Origin of the sequence: Pararhizobium sp. A13, from assembly GCF_040126305.1 — a bacterium.
Lineage (GTDB): Bacteria > Pseudomonadota > Alphaproteobacteria > Rhizobiales > Rhizobiaceae > Pararhizobium.
In genome coordinates, this window is sequence record NZ_CP149510.1 from 977,893 (window position 1) to 997,104 (window position 19,212).

The 19,212-nt window shown below is 60.9% G+C and carries 20 protein-coding genes; 15 read left to right on the forward strand and 5 right to left on the reverse strand.

Features of this window, described 5'->3' with window-relative positions; genetic code table 11:
* The first annotated feature begins 158 nt into the window (after positions 1-158).
* The 5 genes from WI754_RS04640 to dnaQ are packed head-to-tail and all read left to right on the forward strand — an operon-like array spanning position 159 to position 3,764.
* The gene (locus tag WI754_RS04640; protein WP_349436487.1) at positions 159-983 is read left to right on the forward strand and encodes a pyruvate, water dikinase regulatory protein; all 825 of its coding nucleotides are present in this window, start codon (positions 159-161) and stop codon (positions 981-983) included.
* Between the two features lie 31 nt (positions 984-1,014).
* The gene (locus WI754_RS04645) at positions 1,015-1,614 is read left to right on the forward strand and encodes a Maf-like protein (protein ID WP_349436488.1); all 600 of its coding nucleotides are present in this window, start codon (positions 1,015-1,017) and stop codon (positions 1,612-1,614) included.
* The gene (locus WI754_RS04650) at positions 1,607-2,467 is read left to right on the forward strand and encodes a shikimate dehydrogenase (RefSeq protein ID WP_349436489.1); all 861 of its coding nucleotides are present in this window, start codon (positions 1,607-1,609) and stop codon (positions 2,465-2,467) included. The genes WI754_RS04645 and WI754_RS04650 overlap by 8 nt, the downstream gene beginning before the upstream one ends.
* Positions 2,464-3,057 (forward strand): dephospho-CoA kinase, encoded by a 594-nt coding sequence (coaE, locus tag WI754_RS04655; protein WP_349436490.1) that lies wholly within the window; start codon positions 2,464-2,466, stop codon positions 3,055-3,057. Before WI754_RS04650 ends, coaE begins: the two co-directional genes overlap by 4 nt.
* The gene (dnaQ, locus tag WI754_RS04660) at positions 3,057-3,764 is read left to right on the forward strand and encodes a DNA polymerase III subunit epsilon (RefSeq protein WP_349437729.1); all 708 of its coding nucleotides are present in this window, start codon (positions 3,057-3,059) and stop codon (positions 3,762-3,764) included. The genes coaE and dnaQ overlap by 1 nt, the downstream gene beginning before the upstream one ends.
* Positions 3,765-3,818: 54 nt before the next feature.
* Here dnaQ and secB read toward each other — a convergent pair whose 3' ends face one another.
* Positions 3,819-4,310 carry a protein-export chaperone SecB gene (gene secB, locus WI754_RS04665; RefSeq protein WP_051977859.1) on the reverse strand — a complete coding sequence of 164 codons (492 nt, stop codon included), beginning with the start codon at positions 4,308-4,310 and terminating at the stop codon, positions 3,819-3,821.
* Between the two features lie 77 nt (positions 4,311-4,387).
* Complete coding sequence (locus tag WI754_RS04670; RefSeq protein WP_349436491.1) at positions 4,388-4,900, reverse strand: FxsA family protein; 513 nt, start codon at positions 4,898-4,900, stop codon at positions 4,388-4,390.
* A gap of 138 nt (positions 4,901-5,038) precedes the next feature.
* On the opposite strand from WI754_RS04670, the gene WI754_RS04675 reads away from it, so the two are divergent.
* From WI754_RS04675 to gyrB, 5 genes are all read left to right on the forward strand, one after another.
* Entirely contained in the window at positions 5,039-5,737 is a 699-nt protein-coding gene (locus tag WI754_RS04675; RefSeq protein ID WP_349436492.1) for a Tim44/TimA family putative adaptor protein, read from the forward strand.
* A 12-nt stretch (positions 5,738-5,749) separates the two neighbouring features.
* Positions 5,750-6,865, forward strand: coding sequence for a murein transglycosylase A (locus WI754_RS04680; protein WP_349436493.1), 1,116 nt, complete (start codon positions 5,750-5,752; stop codon positions 6,863-6,865).
* Complete coding sequence (locus WI754_RS04685) at positions 6,852-7,409, forward strand: Smr/MutS family protein (RefSeq protein ID WP_349436494.1); 558 nt, start codon at positions 6,852-6,854, stop codon at positions 7,407-7,409. The genes WI754_RS04680 and WI754_RS04685 overlap by 14 nt, the downstream gene beginning before the upstream one ends.
* Positions 7,406-7,780, forward strand: a complete 375-nt coding sequence (locus tag WI754_RS04690; RefSeq protein ID WP_349436495.1) for a helix-turn-helix transcriptional regulator — start codon at positions 7,406-7,408, stop codon at positions 7,778-7,780. Before WI754_RS04685 ends, WI754_RS04690 begins: the two co-directional genes overlap by 4 nt.
* A 150-nt stretch (positions 7,781-7,930) precedes the next feature.
* The gene (gyrB, locus tag WI754_RS04695) at positions 7,931-10,366 is read left to right on the forward strand and encodes a DNA topoisomerase (ATP-hydrolyzing) subunit B (protein WP_349436496.1); all 2,436 of its coding nucleotides are present in this window, start codon (positions 7,931-7,933) and stop codon (positions 10,364-10,366) included.
* 68 nt (positions 10,367-10,434) lie between these two features.
* Here gyrB and WI754_RS04700 read toward each other — a convergent pair whose 3' ends face one another.
* A complete protein-coding gene (locus WI754_RS04700) occupies positions 10,435-11,037 on the reverse strand; it encodes a nitroreductase family protein (protein ID WP_349436497.1) in 603 nt (200 codons plus the stop codon).
* Between the two features lie 284 nt (positions 11,038-11,321).
* On the opposite strand from WI754_RS04700, the gene gabD reads away from it, so the two are divergent.
* Complete coding sequence (gene gabD / locus WI754_RS04705; RefSeq protein ID WP_349437730.1) at positions 11,322-12,776, forward strand: NADP-dependent succinate-semialdehyde dehydrogenase; 1,455 nt, start codon at positions 11,322-11,324, stop codon at positions 12,774-12,776.
* A 160-nt stretch (positions 12,777-12,936) separates the two neighbouring features.
* The gene (hpaI, locus tag WI754_RS04710) at positions 12,937-13,740 is read left to right on the forward strand and encodes a 4-hydroxy-2-oxoheptanedioate aldolase (protein WP_349436498.1); all 804 of its coding nucleotides are present in this window, start codon (positions 12,937-12,939) and stop codon (positions 13,738-13,740) included.
* Here the strand turns inward: hpaI and WI754_RS04715 are convergent, their stop codons facing one another.
* Together WI754_RS04715 and WI754_RS04720 are read right to left on the reverse strand one after the other, a co-directional pair.
* Positions 13,741-14,832: a mannitol dehydrogenase family protein gene (locus WI754_RS04715; RefSeq protein ID WP_349436499.1), complete on the reverse strand. Its 1,092-nt coding sequence runs from the start codon at positions 14,830-14,832 to the stop codon at positions 13,741-13,743. It abuts the gene before it with no gap.
* 19 nt (positions 14,833-14,851) lie between these two features.
* Positions 14,852-15,730: a GntR family transcriptional regulator gene (locus WI754_RS04720; RefSeq protein WP_349436500.1), complete on the reverse strand. Its 879-nt coding sequence runs from the start codon at positions 15,728-15,730 to the stop codon at positions 14,852-14,854.
* Positions 15,731-16,027: 297 nt separating this feature from the next.
* Here WI754_RS04720 and WI754_RS04725 point away from each other — a divergent pair, with 297 nt between their 5' ends.
* From WI754_RS04725 to WI754_RS04735, 3 genes are read left to right on the forward strand one after another with little or no spacing between them, the layout of a single operon-like run.
* Positions 16,028-17,533 (forward strand): altronate dehydratase family protein, encoded by a 1,506-nt coding sequence (locus WI754_RS04725; protein WP_349436501.1) that lies wholly within the window; start codon positions 16,028-16,030, stop codon positions 17,531-17,533.
* Between the two features lie 32 nt (positions 17,534-17,565).
* The gene (locus WI754_RS04730; protein ID WP_349436502.1) at positions 17,566-18,585 is read left to right on the forward strand and encodes an aldo/keto reductase; all 1,020 of its coding nucleotides are present in this window, start codon (positions 17,566-17,568) and stop codon (positions 18,583-18,585) included.
* Between the two features lie 24 nt (positions 18,586-18,609).
* Positions 18,610-19,056: an RbsD/FucU domain-containing protein gene (locus tag WI754_RS04735; protein WP_349436504.1), complete on the forward strand. Its 447-nt coding sequence runs from the start codon at positions 18,610-18,612 to the stop codon at positions 19,054-19,056.
* Positions 19,057-19,212: the final 156 nt, after the last annotated feature.

Below are 19,212 nucleotides of genomic sequence, written 5' to 3' on the forward strand. Positions count from 1 at the left end.
GACATTTTGTCCAACTATGAGTCTTGTCCACAAGGGCTGAAAATCGGCTTCCCAAGAATCCGGATTGTGAATAACTCGCCGGTTTTCCCCTTGCCTTTGAAAAGCGGCGGCCCTTAGCTGTCGCTGTCCCGGTTTATCAACAACCTCCGGAGAATAGCGTGGAGAACCATAAAAACTATTTCCACCTGCATCTGATCTCCGATTCGACCGGTGAGACGCTGATCGCAGCGGGCAGGGCCGCGGCCGCGCAATTTCAGTCCTCGCATGCGCTCGAGCACGTCTATCCCCTGATCAGGAACCGCAAGCAGCTGATGCAGGTGATGGCCGCGGTCGATGGTGCGCCGGGGATCGTGCTCTATACGGTCGTCGATCGGGAATTGGCCGACATCATCGATGCGACCTGCAAGGAGATGGGGCTGCCGTGTGTCTCGGTGCTCGACCCGATCATCGATCTCTTCCAGTCCTATCTCGGCGCGACATCGCGGCGGCGGTCCGGCGCGCAGCATGTGATGGACGCCGATTATTTCGCACGCATCGATGCGCTCAATTTCACGATGGATCATGATGACGGCCAGATGCCGGCCGATTTCAACGATGCCGATGTCGTGCTGGTCGGCATCAGCCGGACCTCGAAAACGCCCACCAGCATCTATCTCGCCAATCGTGGCATCAAGACCGCCAATATCCCGATCGTGCCCGGCGTCCCGCTGCCGGATCGGTTGATGGAGGCGACCAAGCCTCTGGTGGTCGGACTGATCGCCACCGTTGACCGGATTTCTCAGGTCCGGGAAAACCGCGTGCTTGGAACCGCATCCAACAATTTTCGGGCGGACGAATATGTTGATCGGGCGTCCATCGCGGAGGAGTTGAAGTATGCGCGTTCGCTCTGCACCCGCAACAACTGGCCGATGATCGATGTGACCCGCCGGTCCATCGAGGAAACGGCGGCGGCAATTGTTGCCCTGAGACCGCGGCTGCGCTAAGGCGAGTCCGGTCAATCAGGATATGAAGACAATGGCAGGCTCTCTTGTCCTCGCTTCGGCGAGCCCCTTCCGGCGCATGCTTTTGGAGAATGCCGGCATACGCTTTCAGGCGAGGGCGGCCGAGATCGACGAGCGCGAGATCGAACATCAGGTAGAGGAGCAGCATTCCTCACCGGAAGAGGTCGCGCTCATTCTTGCCGAGGCGAAAGCAAGAAATGTCGGCGAGGCTTTTCCTGAAGACATTATAATAGGCTCGGACCAGACCATGTCGCTCGGCCAGCGTGTCTATCACAAACCGCGAGCTATGGCCGAGGCGCGCGACCATCTTGTTTCGCTGTCTGGCCACACCCACCAGCTGAACAGCGCGATTGTGTTGACGCTGGGCAGGGATATCCTTTGGAAACATGTGTCCTCAGCCCGGATGACCGTTCGGAAACTGGACGCCGGCTTCATCGAGCGGCATCTCGAGCGCGTCGGGCCAAAAGCGCTGTCGAGCGTCGGCGCCTACCAGCTCGAGGGGGAGGGCATTCAGCTCTTCGAGAGAATTGAGGGTGACTATTTCACGATCCTCGGTCTGCCCATGCTGCCGCTTCTGGCGAAACTGAGGGATTTGCGAGTGATCGATGCGTGATTCACGTGAAACATTTGTTAACCATGCCTTCGTCACGGGTTATCCCGTGAAGCATTCCCGCTCGCCCTTGATCCATAGCTATTGGCTGAAGCAGCTCGGCCTGGAAGGAAGCTACCGGGCGCATGAAGTCGCCGCGCAAGATTTTCCGGCTTTCATCGCGTCGCTCAGGAACGGCCAGTCCGGTTTCATCGGCGGCAATGTCACCATCCCTCACAAGGAAATGGCCTTCGCCCTTTCCGACCGGCCGGACACGTTGAGCACCGAACTCGGCGCTTCCAATACCTTGTGGGTCGAGGATAGGTTGGTACATGCGACCAATACGGACGGGCATGGGTTCACGGCGAACCTCGATGAGCGCTCTGCCGGCTGGGATCGATGCGACACCGCGATCGTTCTCGGCGCCGGCGGCGCCAGCCGGGCGGTCATCCAGGCGGTGCGTGATCGCGGCGTCAAGACCATCCATGTGGTCAATCGCACGCAAGCCCGGGCACAGGAACTGGCCGACCGGTTCGGCCCGGCGGTTCATGCGCAGCCGATGGAGGCTCTGCCGGAGGTGATGAAAGACGCCGGCCTTTTCATCAACACCACGTCTCTCGGTATGGACGGATCGGAGGCGCCCGACATCGACTTTACGGTGATGCGGTCCGGCAGCGTCGTGACGGATATTGTCTATGTCCCTTTGAAGACGCCGATCCTGCAGCAGGCGGAGATACAGGGTTTTGCGATCGTCGATGGTCTCGGCATGCTTTTGCATCAGGCAGTGCCCGGATTTGAAAAATGGTTTGGCAAGAGACCGCAGGTCGATGCGACACTGCGGCAGATCATCATCGACGACATGGCGCGACACGCATGATCATTCTAGGGCTGACAGGATCGATCGGCATGGGCAAAACGACCGCCGCGCAAATGTTCGCGGATCTCGGTGTGCCCGTGAACGACGCCGATGCCGCCGTGCATGCGCTCTATCGGGGCGCGGCGGTCGCGGCGATCGAGGCGGCATTTCCAGGAGCAACGTTGGCGGGCGTGGTCGACAGGAAGGAGCTGTCCCGGCAGCTGTCTGAAAATCCGGCGCTGTTCAAGACGCTCGAAGCCATTGTTCATCCGCTCGTGCGCCAGGTGGAACAGGAGTTCCTCGCGCGTCACCGTGCAGAAAAATCTCCGCTCGTCCTGCTCGACATCCCGCTGTTGTTCGAGACGAAGGCGGAAAACCGGGTCGATGCGGTGGTGATTGTCACCTGCGATCCGGAGATCCAGAAGGAGCGGGTGATGAAAAGGCCGGGGATGACGGAGGAAAAATTCGCACTCATTCTCTCCCGCCAGGTTCCCGATGCGGAAAAACGTGCGAAAGCGGATTACATCATCGATACCAGTGGTGAGCTTGATTCGACCCGCGCCCAAGTCGCGGACATCGTCCGGCAGGTGACCAGCCAGAAGAGGCCATGATGCGCGAAATCATCTTCGATACGGAAACGACGGGTCTCGACAACAGGCAGGACCGCGTCATCGAAATCGGTGGCATCGAACTCGACAATCATTTTCCAACCGGGCGGACATTTCATGTCTACATCAATCCCGGCGACCGGAAGGTGCATCCCGACGCTCTGGCGGTCCACGGCATCTCGGACGAGTTCCTCAAGGACAAGCCGGACTTTGCCGGCGTCGTCACCGAACTGCTCGAATTTTTCGGCGACGCCCGCTGGGTGGCCCACAACGCGACCTTTGACATGGGCTTCATGAACGCCGAGTTTGCCCGGCTCGGCCTGCCGGCGATTGCCAATGACCTGGTGACGGACACGCTGGCGCTTGCCCGTCGCAAGCACCCGATGGGCCCAAACTCGCTCGATGCGCTCTGCCGGCGTTATGGGATAGACAATTCGCACCGCACCAAGCACGGCGCGCTGCTCGACTCCGAGCTTTTGGCGGAAGTCTATATCGAGATGATCGGTGGTCGGCAGGCGGCGTTCGGCCTGCTCTCCGGTGAGAGCCGCGGCGGCCAGGCGGTTGAAATCGACGATATCATTGTCGTCGCCGGGCAAAGGCCGCGACCGCTTGCGCCCCGTTTGAGTATCGAGGAAATCGAAGCGCATGCGGCGCTCGTCGCTAAAATGGGTGTAAAGGCCATCTGGGTAAGATACGAGTCCGCCACATGAAAATGCCCGGTCGAAGACCGGGCATCATTTAAATCATATTCTACGAGAACCGGGTCAGTTCGTGTTGGCGGAGACCTGTGCCCGGACTTTCTCTTCAGCCATGCGCTGGGTGAACATCTGGGCAAAATCGATCGGGTCGATCATCAGCGGCGGGAAGCCGCCGTTGCGGGTCGCGTCGGAAACGATCTGGCGGGCAAACGGGAACAGCAGGCGCGGGCATTCGATGAAGAGCAGCGGCAGCATATGCTCCTGCGGGAAGCCGGTGACGCGGAAGACGCCGCCATAGGCGAGTTCGACGTTGAACAGCATCTTGTCGCCATCCTTGGCTTCGGCATTCAGCGTCAGCACGACGTCGAACTCCGCATCCGACAGCGGATTGGCGTTGACGTTGACATTGATGTTGATCGACGGAGCCTTGTCGCGGGCCTGAAGCGAACGCGGCGCACCCGGATTTTCAAACGAAAGGTCCTTGATGTACTGCGCCAGGATGTTCAGGGACGGGCTCTCTGCAGCGCCGCCATTTGGGGTGGATGAGGTATCGGTCATAAGGCCTTTTCCTTCGGACATGAATTTGGTGAGGCCATCTAGCACTTCGCTTCAGGGCTTACAACCCGGAGCGCCTCTTACTTCAGGCGGTCGCGCTCGTTCGGATCGGTGCGGCCGCGGCCATCGGTACGGGAAAATTCGTCTTCGTCGAGGTCGATGACCTGCGGGCCGGATGGTGACCCGCGGGCGGGGTCCGGTCCGCGCGAAAATCCACCCATGCCACCTGTCGTCACGATCGTCAGACGGTTCTTGATCAGCGACCAGCCGAGATCCCTGACGGCCGGAATGAAAAGGAGCAGCCCGATAACATCGCTGATGAAGCCGGGAATGATCAGCAGGAATGCAGCGATCACGATCATCACGCCATGCACGAGCTGCCGTCCGGGGTCGGTGCCGGTCTGCGAGGCCTGCTGAATTTTCCTGAGCACGCCGAAGCCCTGGATGCGCAAGAGAACGGCGCCGGCGATCGCGCTTGCCAGCACCAGCAGCAACGTCACGCCGACGCCGACTTCGCGGCCGACGAAAATGAAGGCGGCGATCTCCGCAAGCGGCATCAAAAGAAAAAGCAGCGGAATGATCAGAGAACGCATGGTGTCCACTTAATGTGAAAGCAGCCTGTCCCCGTTGGACCGGCAATTGCAAAGAAGTGATATAGTCGTTTGAATGATCGTGCCATGCAGACTATATGGGATGATTGCACGGCATGTTAACAGCGGTTCTGGGTGGAAATGGGCTCTTTCGACTTCATCACATTGTTTTTCCTGGTCGCCGCGGTGATCATCTTCCTCCAGTTGCGCAGCGTGCTGGGCAAGAGGACTGGAAACGAACGTCCGCCCGTTGATCCCTATTCGCCCCGCGAGGCGGCCCAAGGCCCGGAAGCAACCGGGAAGGTCGTGCAGCTCCCCCGCCGCGACGGCGCCGGAGAGGACATTTCACGCTATGCCGATATCGATGCCTTCACCAAGGCTGGAACGCCGCTCAACGACGCGCTGCGCCGCATGAGCGATGCCGATCCGAATTTCGACCCGCAGGAGTTCGTCAACGGTGCCAAGATGGCCTACGAAATGATCGTCATGGCGTTTGCCGACGGCGACCGAAAGACGCTCAAGGGTCTTCTGTCCCGGGAGGTCTATGAAGGTTTCGATGCGGCGATTTCCGAGCGCGAAAGCAAGGGTGAAGTCGTCAAATCCACCTTCGTTGGCATCGAGAAGGCCGACATGGTGCATGCCGAGATCAAGGACAGTGAAGCCAACATCACGCTGCGCATCATCAGCCAGCTGATTTCCGCGACCTACGACAAATCCGGTGCCATCATCGATGGAGACGCTGAGGCCGTCTCTGAAGTCAACGACCTCTGGACGTTTGCCCGCGACAGCCGCTCGCGCGATCCGAATTGGAAGCTGATCGCCACCGAATCCGAAAACTGATCGGGACCGGCGATGGATTTCGATTTGCAGCGGGTCGATTTTTCCGGCCTCCCCGGTTGGCGCGACGACAATCCGCTGCCGTTGCTTGGCGCCCTTGAGCGCTGTCGCCATCATGTCGCGACGGTCAAACCACACAAGACGGGTTCGCTCGGTGTCTCGTCCGCCGACCTGATGCAGGCTTATGGGGCGGCCTCGACCGTCGAGATACGGACCGCAGACGCAGCTCGGGCTTTCTTCGAAGATCACTTTGTCCCGTTCAAGATCGTCCGCAGGGACGGCAGGCCCGGTTTCGTGACGGCATTCTATGAACCCGAGGTTCTGGTCAGCACGACGCCGGACAAGACATTTCGCTTTCCCTTCTACCGTCGTCCGGATGATCTTGTTGACGTCGACGATAGCAATCGGCCCATCGGCATGGATCCTTATTTTGCCTTCGGCCAGTTGAAGGATGGCGCCATTGGCGAATATCCGGATCGCAAGGCGATCGAGCAGGGCTTTCTTGCCGGGCGCGGACTGGAGATCGCCTATGCCAAATCCAAGGTCGATGTTTTCTTCGCCCACGTGCAAGGGGCGGCCCGGCTTGTCTTTCCCGACGGGTCGATGAAGCGCGTCACCTATGCGGCGAAGACCGGGCATTATTTTTCCGCGACCGGAAAGCTGCTGATCGAGCGGGGCAAGATCGATGCGGCGACCGTCTCGATGCAAACGATCCGGCAATGGCTGGACGAACATCCGGATGAGGCTGACGAGGTGCTCTGGCACAACCGATCCTTCATCTTCTTCCGTGAGGCGGCGGTTGATGATACCGGTCTCGGTCCGGTGGCGGCGGCCAAGGTGGCGTTGGAGCCCGGCCGCTCGCTTGCGGTCGACCGGCTCATTCATACCTTCGGCGTTCCCTTCTTCATCTCGAGCGACAGCCTGAAGTCCATCGATGGCGGCCGGCCGTTTCGCCGGCTGATGCTGGCGCTCGACACGGGATCGGCGATCGTCGGCCCCGCGCGCGGCGATATCTTTACCGGCTCGGGTGACGAAGCCGGGCACCTGGCTGGTGCCGTGCGCAACGACGCCGACTTTTTCATTTTCATTCCGAAGGCCGCGGCGGCAAGATACGACCATGGCCAGGGATAAGAAGCTTACCAGCGAGGATCGGATATTGTGGGGCAAGGTCGCTCGCACCACCCGTCCGCTGCCCGGCCGAATGGACGAGCTTGCCGAATTCGAAGAGCCGGCGCTGGAACCTGAAAAGCCGGCGGCACCGCCGATCGGGGAAGGCAAGTCTCTGGCGGAATCGTTCGGTGGCGCTGCGGAAGCAGTAAAGCGCCCGCGTGTCCACCATCCTCTCGAAAAACCCGTCAAGCGCAAACTGGCAAAGGGCCATCTGCCGATCGAGGCGCGGATCGACCTGCACGGCATGGTCCAGAGTGAGGCGCATGGGTTCCTGTTGCATTTTCTCCTGCGCGCGCATGACCGGGGCCTGAGGCACGTGCTCGTCATCACCGGCAAGGGTACGTCGCTTGGCAGCGAGGGCGCGTTGAAACGGGCGGTGCCGATGTGGTTTTCGCTACCGGAATTCCGGATGCTGATTTCCTCCTACGAGCCGGCAGCACGCAACCACGGCGGCGAGGGCGCGCTCTATGTCCGCCTGTCGAAGCTGAGGGGTTCGATGCCATGACGCCGTTTGGCGAAGCGATGCACCGGCTGCGGCGGCTGAAAGGTGTCTCGCAGAAACAGATGGCGGCCGCGATCGGCGTATCGCCGGCCTATCTCTCGGCACTGGAACATGGAAAGCGCGGCGCGCCGAGCTTTGAACTCCTGCAAAGGGTCGCCGGATATTTCAATGTCATCTGGGATGATGCCGACGAGCTTTTCGGTCTGGCAGCACTGTCCGATCCGAAAGTCGTGCTCGATACTTCCGGTTTGTCGCCCGCTCACACGGCCTTTGCCAACCGGCTCGCGAGCCGTATTCGTGGCTTATCCGGCGAAACCATCCATATGCTGGAAGATGTTTTGGAAAAAGGTCGGTTTGCTGATAAGGAACTCTGATGATCCCCTGAATTCTGCCGCTTTCAGGCTGCACGGGATTTGGAACTCTGGACAAAATCCCTATATTCGGGGAGCGCCATCGAGGGCTGATTCGCACGGAATCAGATCTCCGACGACATGGCATCAAAACCTGGAAAGACTTATAGCCGAATGACCGATTTGCCTGAAACCGAAGCCGGCGCAAACGCCGAATATGGTGCCGATTCCATCAAGGTCCTGAAGGGTCTCGATGCTGTCCGCAAGCGGCCGGGCATGTATATCGGCGATACCGACGACGGCTCGGGTCTGCACCACATGGTCTACGAGGTCGTGGACAATGCGATCGACGAGGCGCTGGCTGGTCATGCCGACATCGTCACGGTGACGCTGAACGCCGACGGTTCCGTGACGGTGACCGACAACGGTCGCGGCATCCCGACCGACATCCACACGGGCGAAGGGATTTCGGCTGCCGAAGTAATCATGACGCAACTGCACGCCGGCGGGAAGTTCGACCAGAATTCCTACAAGGTTTCCGGCGGTCTGCATGGCGTTGGCGTCTCGGTCGTCAACGCGCTCTCGGTCAAGCTCAAGCTCAAGATCAAGCGCCAGGGCAAGATCCACGAGATCAGCTTCACGCACGGCGTGGCCGATGCGCCCCTGGCGGTCGTCGGCGACAGCAATGGCGAAACCGGCACGGAAGTGACATTCCTGCCGAGCAGCGACACTTTTACGATGATAGAGTTCGACTACGGCACGCTCGAACACCGTCTGCGCGAACTGGCCTTCCTGAATTCCGGTGTACGCATCCTGCTCACCGACAAGCGCCATTCCGATATCCGCCAGGACGAGATGATCTATGACGGCGGTCTCGAAGCCTTCGTCGCCTATCTCGACCGCGCCAAGAAGCCGCTGGTCTCGAAGCCTGTCTCTATTCGCGGTGAAAAGGACGGCATCACCGTCGAAGTCGCCATGTGGTGGAACGACAGCTACCACGAGAACGTGCTTTGCTTCACCAACAACATTCCCCAGCGCGACGGCGGCACGCATATGGCCGGGTTCCGCGGCGCGCTGACCCGCCAGATCGTCTCCTATGCCGACAGTTCCGGCATCATGAAGAAGGAAAAGGTGACGCTGACCGGTGACGACTGCCGCGAAGGGTTGACGGCGGTTCTCTCGGTCAAGGTGCCGGATCCGAAATTCTCCTCGCAGACCAAGGACAAGCTGGTCTCCTCGGAAGTCCGCCCGGTCGTCGAAAGCCTTGTCAACGAAGCGCTGAGCGTCTGGCTGGAAGAACATCCGGGCGACGCCAAGATCCTGGTCGGCAAGGTTGTCGAAGCGGCCGCCGCGCGCGAAGCAGCACGCAAGGCGCGCGAGTTGACCCGCCGCAAGGGCGCGCTGGATATTTCCTCGCTGCCAGGAAAACTGGCCGACTGTTCAGAACGGGATCCCGCCAAGTCGGAACTCTTCCTCGTCGAAGGGGACTCGGCAGGCGGTTCGGCCAAGCAGGGCCGGTCGCGCGAAAACCAGGCGATCCTACCGCTGCGCGGCAAGATCCTCAATGTCGAGCGCGCCCGCTTCGACAAGATGCTGTCGAGCCAGGAAATTGGCACGCTGATCACGGCACTCGGCACGTCGATCGGCAAGGACGAATTCAATCCGGAAAAGCTGCGCTATCACAAGATCATCATCATGACCGATGCTGACGTTGACGGCGCCCACATCCGCACCCTGCTGCTCACCTTCTTCTTCCGGCAGATGCCGGAGCTGATCGAGCGCGGCCATCTCTATATCGCCCAGCCGCCGCTCTATAAGGTCGCGCGTGGCAAGTCGGCGCAATATCTGAAGGATGAAAAGGCGCTGGAGGAATATCTGATCTCCATGGGCCTCGAGGACGCGGCGCTTGAACTGGGCTCCGGCGAGGTTCGTGTCGGGCAGGACCTGCGCGAAGTGATCCTCGACGCGCTGCGCCTGCGCTCGCTGGTCGAAGGTCTGCACTCGCGCTACAGCCGTTCGGTCGTCGAGCAGGCGGCGATTGCGGGGGCGCTCAATCCGGAATTCAACCAGCATACCGAGCAGTCGGAAGCAACGGCAGCCGAGGTTGCGAAGCGCCTCGACCTGATCGCCGAAGAAACCGAACGCGGCTGGACGGCCGTGGTCGCCGGCGATGGCGGGCTGCGCTTCGAGCGTATGGTGCGCGGCGTCAAGGAAGTGGCCTCGCTCGACATGGCGCTGATCGGTTCATCCGACGCGCGCCACATCGACCAGCTGACCCCGCGCCTGAAGGAAATTTACGGCCATCCGCCGATCCTGCGCCGCAAGGACGGTGCGCTGGAAATCAGCGGCCCGCGCGCGCTGCTCGACGCGATCTTCGCCAGCGGCCGCAAGGGCCTGTCGATGCAGCGATACAAGGGTCTCGGCGAGATGAATGCCGAGCAGCTGTGGGAAACGACGCTCGATCCGAACGTCCGCTCGTTGCTGCAGGTCAGGGTCCACGACGCGACCGATGCCGATGGTCTGTTCTCGCGCCTGATGGGTGACGAAGTCGAACCACGCCGTGACTTCATCCAGGAAAACGCGCTGAGCGTCGCCAACCTCGATATCTGATCGAGGCGTGCACGTTGCTCGACGTCAAAACCACGCCTCCGCAAGAAGGCGTGGTTTTCTTTTTGCAGCTACCCGGCGACGAAGGAGCCGTTGAAGGCGATTTCCGAGAGGGGGCGGCGGGGGCTCGGGGTTTCGCGCGCCTGCAGGAAGTCTGGCAGTTGCGACTTGTCGCCCAGCCGGCCGATGGCGGCGGCGGCTTCCACCCGGTGGCCCTCCGGAATGCCGAGAATTTCGACGGCCTTGTCGAAATGCAGCCCGGTCATGCCGTGTGCCTGGAACCCAAGCAGCTGCGCCTGATGGGCGATCGCGCCCCAGGCAGCACCGGTGTCGAAGCTGTGGCTATACGACAGCGCGGCTTCGGTCGCACCCGGCGCGGCAAAATGCGTTTTCGAAATGAAGACAACGAGAGCCGAAGCGGATCTGGCCCAACCCTGATTGAATTCGTTGAGGATCGGGAAAAGCGTGTCCCACTCAGCGGTCTCGCGCAGCGCATAGACGAAACGCCAGGGCTGTGAATTGTAGGCCGAAGGCGCCCAGCGGCCAGCTTCGAGGATGGTCAGGAGCTCGGTTTCGGAGATAATCTCACCGGTGAAAGCGCGCGGAGACCAACGGTTGAGAAAGCTCGGCTCGATGGGATAATCAGCTTGGCGGTAGTTGCTGGAGGTTGTCATTGCAAATTCCTGTCTTGGGAGGTCGGAAGTTGGAGGTGCCGGCGTTCGATAAAAAACGGACGCAGTCCGTATATGGCGATTGAGAGCGTCCTCGCTAGGCAGCAGTTTGGCGACGGACCGTTTCCACCGTGAAGACGAAAGGCCAAACTGGGGCGGATGAGGCGCAATTCGAAATGGCGGAAGAGGACGCAGAAACGGCGTTCAGGGTCATTGTCGAACGGCAGAAAAAAGTTGTATAAGTTCTGTAGATTTTTTTCCGAAGCAAAGGAATACCGCTGATGACCGTGACCTTGAAAGACCCTTCATTGTTCCGCCAGGCCGCTCTTGTCGGCGAAACCTGGATCGATGCCGACCCGAGCAACGCGATCGAGGTGAACAACCCGGCGACCGGTGAAATCATCGGCCGTGTGCCGAAGCTGGGTGCGGCCGAGACCAAGGCGGCGATCGAGGCGGCGCGGATCGCGCAGAAGGGCTGGGCGGCCCGGACCGCCAAGGAACGCTGCGCAACCTTGCGCAAGTGGTACGAGCTGATGATCGAGAACAAGGACGATCTCGGCCGCATACTGACGCTCGAACAGGGCAAGCCGCTGGCAGAAGCGACCGGCGAAATCGTCTATGGCGCGAGCTTCATCGAATGGTTCGCCGAGGAAGGCCGCCGCATCTATGGCGACATGATCCCCGGTCATCAGCCGGACAAGCGCATCCTGGTGATGAAGCAACCGATCGGCGTCGTTGCTGCCATCACGCCGTGGAATTTTCCGAATGCGATGATCACCCGCAAAGCCGGACCGGCCTTCGCCGCCGGCTGCGCCATAGTCCTGAAGCCGGCGTCGCAGACACCGTTCTCGGCGATCGCCATTGCGGTTCTCGCCGAACGCGCCGGCCTGCCGAAGGGGCTGTTCAGCGTCATCACTGGCTCGGCCGCGGCGATCGGCGCCGAAATGACGTCAAACCCGGTGGTTCGCAAGCTGACCTTCACGGGCTCGACAGAAATCGGCACCGAACTCTACAAGCAGAGCGCCCCGACGATCAAGAAGCTCGGCCTTGAGCTTGGCGGCAATGCGCCGTTCATCGTCTTCGACGACGCCGATCTCGACGCGGCCGTCGAAGGTGCGCTGATCGCCAAGTACCGCAACAACGGCCAGACCTGCGTCTGCGCCAACCGCATCTATGTGCAGGACGGCGTCTACGACGCCTTTGCGCAAAAACTCGCAACCGCCGTCGGCAAGCTGAAGACCGGCAACGGTTTTGACGAAGGCGTGATCCTCGGACCACTGATCGACAAGGCAGCACTTGCCAAGGTCGAGGAGCACATCGCAGATGCAACAGCCAAGGGTGCGCGCATCCTGCAGGGCGGCAAGAAGCATGCGCTCGGCGGCACTTTCTTCGAGGCGACGATCCTCGCCGACGTCACCAAGGACATGGCGGTGGCCCGCGAGGAAACCTTCGGGCCCTTGGCGCCGCTGTTCCGCTTCACGGACGAGGCCGACGTCATCGAGCAGGCCAACGACACCGAATTCGGCCTCGCCTCCTATTTCTACGCCAAGGATCTCGCCCGCGTCTTCCGCGTCGCCGAGGCGCTGGAATACGGCATGGTCGGCGTCAACACCGGGCTGATCTCCACCGCGGAAGCGCCGTTCGGCGGCGTCAAGCTGTCGGGCCTCGGCCGCGAAGGCTCGAAATACGGCATCGAGGAATTCACCGAAATCAAATATGTCTGCCTCGGCGGCATCGCGTGAAACTGAAACCTCTGAAATCAAAAGGCCGGCAGGGGGCATTCTGCCGGCCTTTCGATTCTCCTCGCATGCCATAATTCGGGGTGCACCTGAACGGAAACCGCTTCACAGTTGGTGCATCACCGTTTTAACTACGTCGGCAGAGCCGCAAGGAGAGACATCGATGCCCGCCCCGAAAAACACGTTCAAAGCCGCGATCCGCGAGGATCGGTTCCAGTTGGGTTTGTGGGTCGCTCTGGCAAGCCCCTATGCAGCTGAAATCGTCTCGGGCAGTGGCTATGACTGGCTGCTGATCGACGGCGAACATGGGCCAAACGACATTCCGCTCTTGTCTTCGCAGGTGCAGGCGGTGGCACGCTCGGGAAGCCATCCGATCGTGCGCCTGCCGGTCGGCGAAACCTGGATGATCAAGCAGATTCTCGACACCGGGGCGCAGACGCTGCTGATCCCGATGGTTGAGAGCGTCGAACAGGCACGGGCGCTGGTCCGTGCGGTACGCTATCCGCCGCATGGCGTGCGCGGCGTCGGCGCTGCACTTGGCCGGGCATCGCAGTTCAGCCGGATCGGCGATTATCTCGAAACGGCGAATGCGGAAATCTGCCTCATCGTCCAGATTGAGAGCCGGGCAGGCCTGACCGCGCTTGACGACATTGCCGCGCTCGACGGGATCGACGGGTTGTTTATCGGTCCATCCGATCTCGCCGCCGATATGGGACACCTCGGCCAGCCCGGCCATCCCGAGGTGACTGCCGCCATCAAGGATGCGTTCGAGCGGATCAGGAAAGCCGGCAAGGCCCGCGGCATCATGACCCTCAACCTTGATCAGGCGCGTCTCTATCGCGACATGGGCGCGGACTTCATGGCGATCGGAACCGATGTAACGCTTCTCGTCAGCGCCACGACGAAGCTGCGCGAGGATTTCCTGGCCGGCGGTACAAGCAGAGCAAAGCCGGTGGCCGGCTACTGATCATCGGTTCCCGGCGATCGCCGCAAGTTTCGGCATGGGGACGTCCGGGCTCCAGGCCCGGAAATCGGCGATCCGTCGGACAAGCTTTTCAACATGATGATTGGCGATGTCGGCAAGCTGGTGTTCGAGAAACGGATTGCGGAAGCGATCCAGCGTTAGGACCACATAATCGGCCGCTTCCTGGCTGAGACCCTTGGCGGCAAAGCCGGGTATGACCTCGGTCTCGTAGATTTCCATCAATGCCGCGCCGACATGCGTGTCCCGCAGTATGTTCTTCACCGTCTCGCCTTGAGGCCGGGCGGTTTTCAACCAGATATCGGCAAGCACCGTGTGGCCGAGATTGAGAATATGCAGCTTGAGCTTCTCATAGGGCGTCAGGTCTTCGACCAGAAGCACGCACGGGTGGCTACAAGGCGCCCTCAGTCCCGGTTGGTTTTCGATGGCCCAGAGCGCATAAGGTTCCGCCACGGCCCCGGCCGGTTCCAGCGGCTCGGAAACGATGCGGTCGACGAGGGTATTGCCCCAGACGACAGTTGTCGAAAGCCAGCTCGCGAAATCGGCGTTTTTGATCCGCTCGGCCTGAAGGCGAAGAATTATCTCTTTGAGCCTGTCGCCATTGCGGCTGATCAGCTCGCACGGCAGCACGGTGAGCGGGCGGCCGCCCGCAGCGAAGCGGGCGTGAAGCAGGCGGATCAATTTTCCCGGAAAGGAAACGGGAATCTCCTCATCGAGATCGTCGTCTCGGATATTGTAACCCGTATCGCCGGTATTCGAGACCAGGATCTCCGCCTCTTCCGCAATGAGCCGTTTCACCTCATCCCAATCGCGCCCCGTCGAAAGGGCGCGCGCGACGCTGGTGACATTCTGCGTGCTGTCGATCTCGACGCCGCCGGCCAGTCCGCGGATCGTGACCGGGAATCCGCCCGGCGCCGCCAGTGCGCTTAGTCGCCCGGCCCGTTCCGGCGATCCAGTCGTCTGGACCACCGTGATTTTGCCAATCGCATCACCTGTCTCCAGCGCTTCGCTGACGAAGAGATCGGCATGGGCTTGCAGAAAGCGGCTGGTTCCAAACTGGATGATCGGCGTTGTCATGATGTGCTCGTGAATCCGGCTATTGAATGGATTGCAGCAGTGTCTCGCGTGCGGACTTGAGATGCCGCCGGCAGGCGGCTTCGACCTGCGCGAGGTTACGGGTCTTTAGCGCCGCGATATAGGCGAGGTGCTCCTCCAGCGCCCGGGCATTGCGTTCGCGCGCATTCGTCTTGTTCCATTGGTAATGATAGTGGAAGACGATGGCGATGATGTCGTAGAAGTCGACGATGAAGCGGTTGCTCGAGGACTTGTGGACGAGCAGATGGAAGCGTTCGTCTAGCTCGGAGAATTCGCGATAGCGGTTGTCGATGTCGGCGAGGATGTCGTGGTGCATCGTCTCGATCCGTTCCAGCTCCAGCCATGCCTGATGATCGGGATCAAGCGCCGCAAAACTCGCGGCGGAGCGCAGCTCGAACATTTCGCGCACCTCCGTCAGTTCCAGCGCGAATTCGCGGGTAAAGCCTTTCAATATCCAGTGGCTGTTCGGCCGTTTCTCGATCAGTCCGAAGCGGCTGAAGCGGATGAGGAACTCGCGCACGCTGGTCGTGCCGGTGCCGATATCGCGCGCCAGTTCCAGCTCGTTGATCTGCATGCCCGGCTCGGCGCCGCCGGCCAGAATCCGGCGCATGAAACTGCGCTCGATGATTTCGGACAGCGAATCGGTTTCCTCGGCCGGGTAATAATCCTCGGTCTTCGGATGTCGCAGAACCACCTTTGCCCGCTTGTCCCAGGCGATCAGCTGCAGCTCTTCCATCCGCGTCAGGATCGCCCGGATGGTCGTGCGGCTGACCCCGAGCGTCGCGCCGAGCTCCGGCTCGGAGGGCAGGGCGGAGGTTTCCGCGAGCAGCTTGAGGCAGCGGTTGAAGGCGTCCTTGAAGACGGTGTTCTGTTTCGCCATGATTTTGCCGGCCGAATAGGGGTTTCTGTCGATCGAACCGCGGATTGCTGGTTCGGTTTGTGAGGCTGCTCTATCCGGTCCGTCTGGCCCTGTCTCGGCTTGTCATCCGAAGTTTCATGGTTGTTTCGGTCCCTGATTTTGTTTTTGATGCGGTCGTTGCCTTTTTGCTGCGACCGTTCTGCTGCGTTTCTGGCGGATGCATAATACCCATTGACGGCAAACTGTCTATTGTAGATAAAAGACAAAAATGAATGAGCGCGCTTGCTCAGAGAAAAGCCGTCAAGGGAGATACCAAGGGTGACCGCACCTTCGTTCATCGTTTTGTCGCCGGAAGACAATGTGGCCGTCGCGTCGCTCGCCATCGAGCCGGGCGGCGAATTGCCGGATGGCGTGCGCGCCGCAGCCAGGATCGATCCCGGCCATAAGGTGGCGATCCATCCGGTTCATGCCGGCGAGCCGGTGGTGAAGTATGGACAGGCGATCGGCCGGGCGACCGTCGATATCGCGCCAGGCGACCACGTCCACTCGCACAATCTGGCCTTCGATCAGGACCGCTTGTCGATCGGCGCGCCGGTGCCGCCGGAGGCCGCGAATGCTGCCGACAAGGCACGCACCTTCATGGGCTATCGCCGCGCCGACGGCCGCGCCGCGACGCGCAATTTCATCGGCATCATCGCCAGCGTCAACTGTTCCACCACGGTCTGTCGGGCTATTGCCGAGGAGGCCAACCGGACCATCCTGCCGCGCTACGACGGCATCGACGGCTTCGTGCCGATCGTCCACGATCAGGGCTGCGGCATGAGTTCGACCGGCGACGGCATGAAGAACCTGCATCGCACGCTTGCCGGCTACACCCGCCATGTGAATTTCGGCGGCGTGCTGATGGTCGGCCTCGGCTGCGAGGTCAACCAGCTGACGCTGTACGGCCAGAGCGGTTCCGGCGCCGGAAAACGTCATTTCAACATTCAGGATGCCGGCGGCTCGCGCCGCGCCGTTGCCCTGGCGATCGGCGTACTCGAGGAGATCGCCCAGGAGGTCGGCACGGCACGGCGCATCCCGATCCCGGTCGGCGAGATCATTGTTGGCCTGCAATGCGGCGGCTCGGACGGACTTTCGGGCATCACCGCAAACCCGGCCTTGGGAGCGGCGGTCGATATTCTGGCCGGCGCCGGCGGCACGGCGATCCTGTCGGAAACCTCGGAGATCTATGGCGCCGAGCATCTGCTGCGCAGCCGAGCGGTCAACGAGGATGTCGCGCAGAAGCTCGACGGACTGATCTCCTGGTGGGAAAACTATGTCGAGATGCATGGCGCGTCGCTCGACAACAATCCGTCGCCGGGCAACAAGCGCGGCGGCCTGACCACCATCCTCGAAAAGTCGCTTGGCGCGGTGGCCAAGGGCGGCCGCTCGCCGCTGACCGCGGTCTATCACTACGCGGAGCGGGTGACCGAACACGGCCTCGTCTTCATGGATACACCTGGCTACGACCCCGTGTCGGCAACCGGCCAGGTCGCCGGTGGCGCCAATGTGATCACGTTCACGACCGGCCGTGGGAGCTGTTTCGGCTCGCGCCCCTGTCCCTCCATCAAGCTGACGAGCAACACGGCGCTTTATCGCGCCATGGAGGAGGACATGGATATCGATTGCGGCACCATTGCCACCGGGGATGCGACAATCGCCGGCAAGGGCCGGGAGATTTTCAACCTGATCATCGATACTGCGTCCGGAAGGAAGACCAAGAGCGAACTGTTCGGCTACGGCGACAATGAATTCGTGCCCTGGCACCTGGGCGCGACACTCTGACGGAAGCAGCCGTCGGAGGGAGGAGAGGGTTGATGCAGACAAGAAGGATCGGTCGGACGGATCTGTCCGTTACCGAATACAGTTTCGGCACCGCGCCGCTGGGCGGGATGTACCGCGCCTGCCCGCGCGAGACGGCCATGGAAACGCTCGCCGCGGCCTGGGATACGGGCCTGCGGTTTTTCGATACGGCACCCTGGTATGGGTTTGGCCTGGCCGAAAGACGGGTCGGGGATTTCCTGCGGGACAAGCCCAAGGGCAGTTATGTGCTGTCGACGAAAGTCGGCCGCGTGCAGCGCCCAGTGGCAGATGACAAGGTGCCGAGCTACGGTTTCGTCAATCCGCTGCCGTTCGACACCGATTACGATTATTCCTACGACGGGATCATGCGGTCGGTCGATTTCAGTTATGCCCGGCTTGGCCTGAACCGCATCGATGTCCTCTTCGTCCATGACATCGGGGTCTACACGCATGGCGCCGAGCGCAACCGTGTCTATCTGCGCCAACTGTTCGACGGCGGCCTCAGAGCGCTGGAGGAGCTGAAATCGAGCGGCGCCATTTCTGCCTATGGCCTGGGCGTCAATGAAGTGCCTGTCTGCCTGGATGTGATGCGAGAGGCGGATCTCGACTGCATCCTGCTTGCCGGGCGCTACACGCTTCTTGACCGCACCGCCACCGCCGAGCTTTTGCCTCTCTGCGAGAAAAAGAAAACCTCGCTGGTGGTTGGCGGCGTTTTCAATTCGGGTATTCTGGCGACGGGTCCGGTGGAGGGATCGCATTTCGACTATATGCCGGCAAACCGGGAGGTTCTGGACAAGGTGGGTGCGCTGGAGAGGATCGCCCAGTCGCAAGGGCTGCCGCTTGCGGCACCCGCCATCCAGTTTCCTCTACAGAATCCGGTCGTTGCCTCCGTCCTGCTCGGAACGGCAAAACCATCGAGCCTGACGCGCAATATGGAATTGACGGAACGGCGCCTGCAGCCGGACGACTTCGCGCCTTACGACGCCTATACGCTGGTCGCGCCCGAATTGGGAACAGAAGCCGTTCGCGTTTAGCCGGATCACGAAGGGGAAAGCGGAATGCTGAAGGGAATACATCCATTGCTCGGACCGGATCTTCTGCATGCGATCCGCACAATGGGCCATGGCGACGAGATCGTGGTTGGCGACGCCAATTTTCCGGCCAGCAGCATTGGGCCGAAGGTCGTGAGGGCCGATGGGGTCGACGCCTTGAGCATCACGGAGGCGATCCTTGCCCATATGCCGCTCGATACCTTCGCCGCCGAATCCGCCTGGCGGATGGAAGTCGTCGGCGATCCGGCGGCAGAGCCGGAAGTCTGCGTCGAATTCCAGAAGCTGGTCCACAAGCTCGCCGGTAATTTCAAGGTCGTGCCGATCGAACGTTTCGCTTTCTATGAGCGCGCGCGCAAGGCAGCCTATATCGTCGCGACCACGGAGTTTCGGCTTTATGGAAATATCATCCTGAAAAAGGGCGTCGTTCGCCCGGAAGAACTCTACCGGGTGTAGGGCCTGCACATACCCGGCCCATGGAGGTGGGACGGTCATCTTCGCGATGGAAAACAAAGGCTTGGCGTTGGGAGAAAATCAATGCGCAAGGACAGAGCCCGCCGCTTGCAATTTCGAAATTGCTGAGATAGCTTGCCTGCGTAAAATGTTTTTTAT

Excerpts from the sequence above, each read along its gene's own strand:
- WI754_RS04680 (WP_349436493.1), top strand. The coding sequence starts at position 5,750 with ATGGATTTCGATTTGCAGCGGGTCGATTTTTCCGGCCTCCCCGGTTGG.
- WI754_RS04730 (WP_349436502.1), top strand. The coding sequence starts at position 17,566 with ATGCAGACAAGAAGGATCGGTCGGACGGATCTGTCCGTTACCGAATAC.
- WI754_RS04720 (WP_349436500.1), bottom strand. The coding sequence starts at position 15,730 with ATGGCGAAACAGAACACCGTCTTCAAGGACGCCTTCAACCGCTGCCTC.
- WI754_RS04670 (WP_349436491.1), bottom strand. The coding sequence starts at position 4,900 with ATGCGTTCTCTGATCATTCCGCTGCTTTTTCTTTTGATGCCGCTTGCG.
- WI754_RS04735 (WP_349436504.1), top strand. The coding sequence starts at position 18,610 with ATGCTGAAGGGAATACATCCATTGCTCGGACCGGATCTTCTGCATGCG.
- WI754_RS04700 (WP_349436497.1), bottom strand. The coding sequence starts at position 11,037 with ATGACAACCTCCAGCAACTACCGCCAAGCTGATTATCCCATCGAGCCG.
- WI754_RS04645 (WP_349436488.1), top strand. The coding sequence starts at position 1,015 with ATGGCAGGCTCTCTTGTCCTCGCTTCGGCGAGCCCCTTCCGGCGCATG.
- dnaQ (WP_349437729.1), top strand. The coding sequence starts at position 3,057 with ATGCGCGAAATCATCTTCGATACGGAAACGACGGGTCTCGACAACAGG.
- WI754_RS04690 (WP_349436495.1), top strand. The coding sequence starts at position 7,406 with ATGACGCCGTTTGGCGAAGCGATGCACCGGCTGCGGCGGCTGAAAGGT.
- WI754_RS04715 (WP_349436499.1), bottom strand. The coding sequence starts at position 14,832 with ATGACAACGCCGATCATCCAGTTTGGAACCAGCCGCTTTCTGCAAGCC.
- WI754_RS04685 (WP_349436494.1), top strand. The coding sequence starts at position 6,852 with ATGGCCAGGGATAAGAAGCTTACCAGCGAGGATCGGATATTGTGGGGC.
- gyrB (WP_349436496.1), top strand. The coding sequence starts at position 7,931 with ATGACCGATTTGCCTGAAACCGAAGCCGGCGCAAACGCCGAATATGGT.
- WI754_RS04675 (WP_349436492.1), top strand. The coding sequence starts at position 5,039 with ATGGGCTCTTTCGACTTCATCACATTGTTTTTCCTGGTCGCCGCGGTG.
- secB (WP_051977859.1), bottom strand. The coding sequence starts at position 4,310 with ATGACCGATACCTCATCCACCCCAAATGGCGGCGCTGCAGAGAGCCCG.
- coaE (WP_349436490.1), top strand. The coding sequence starts at position 2,464 with ATGATCATTCTAGGGCTGACAGGATCGATCGGCATGGGCAAAACGACC.
- hpaI (WP_349436498.1), top strand. The coding sequence starts at position 12,937 with ATGCCCGCCCCGAAAAACACGTTCAAAGCCGCGATCCGCGAGGATCGG.
- WI754_RS04650 (WP_349436489.1), top strand. The coding sequence starts at position 1,607 with ATGCGTGATTCACGTGAAACATTTGTTAACCATGCCTTCGTCACGGGT.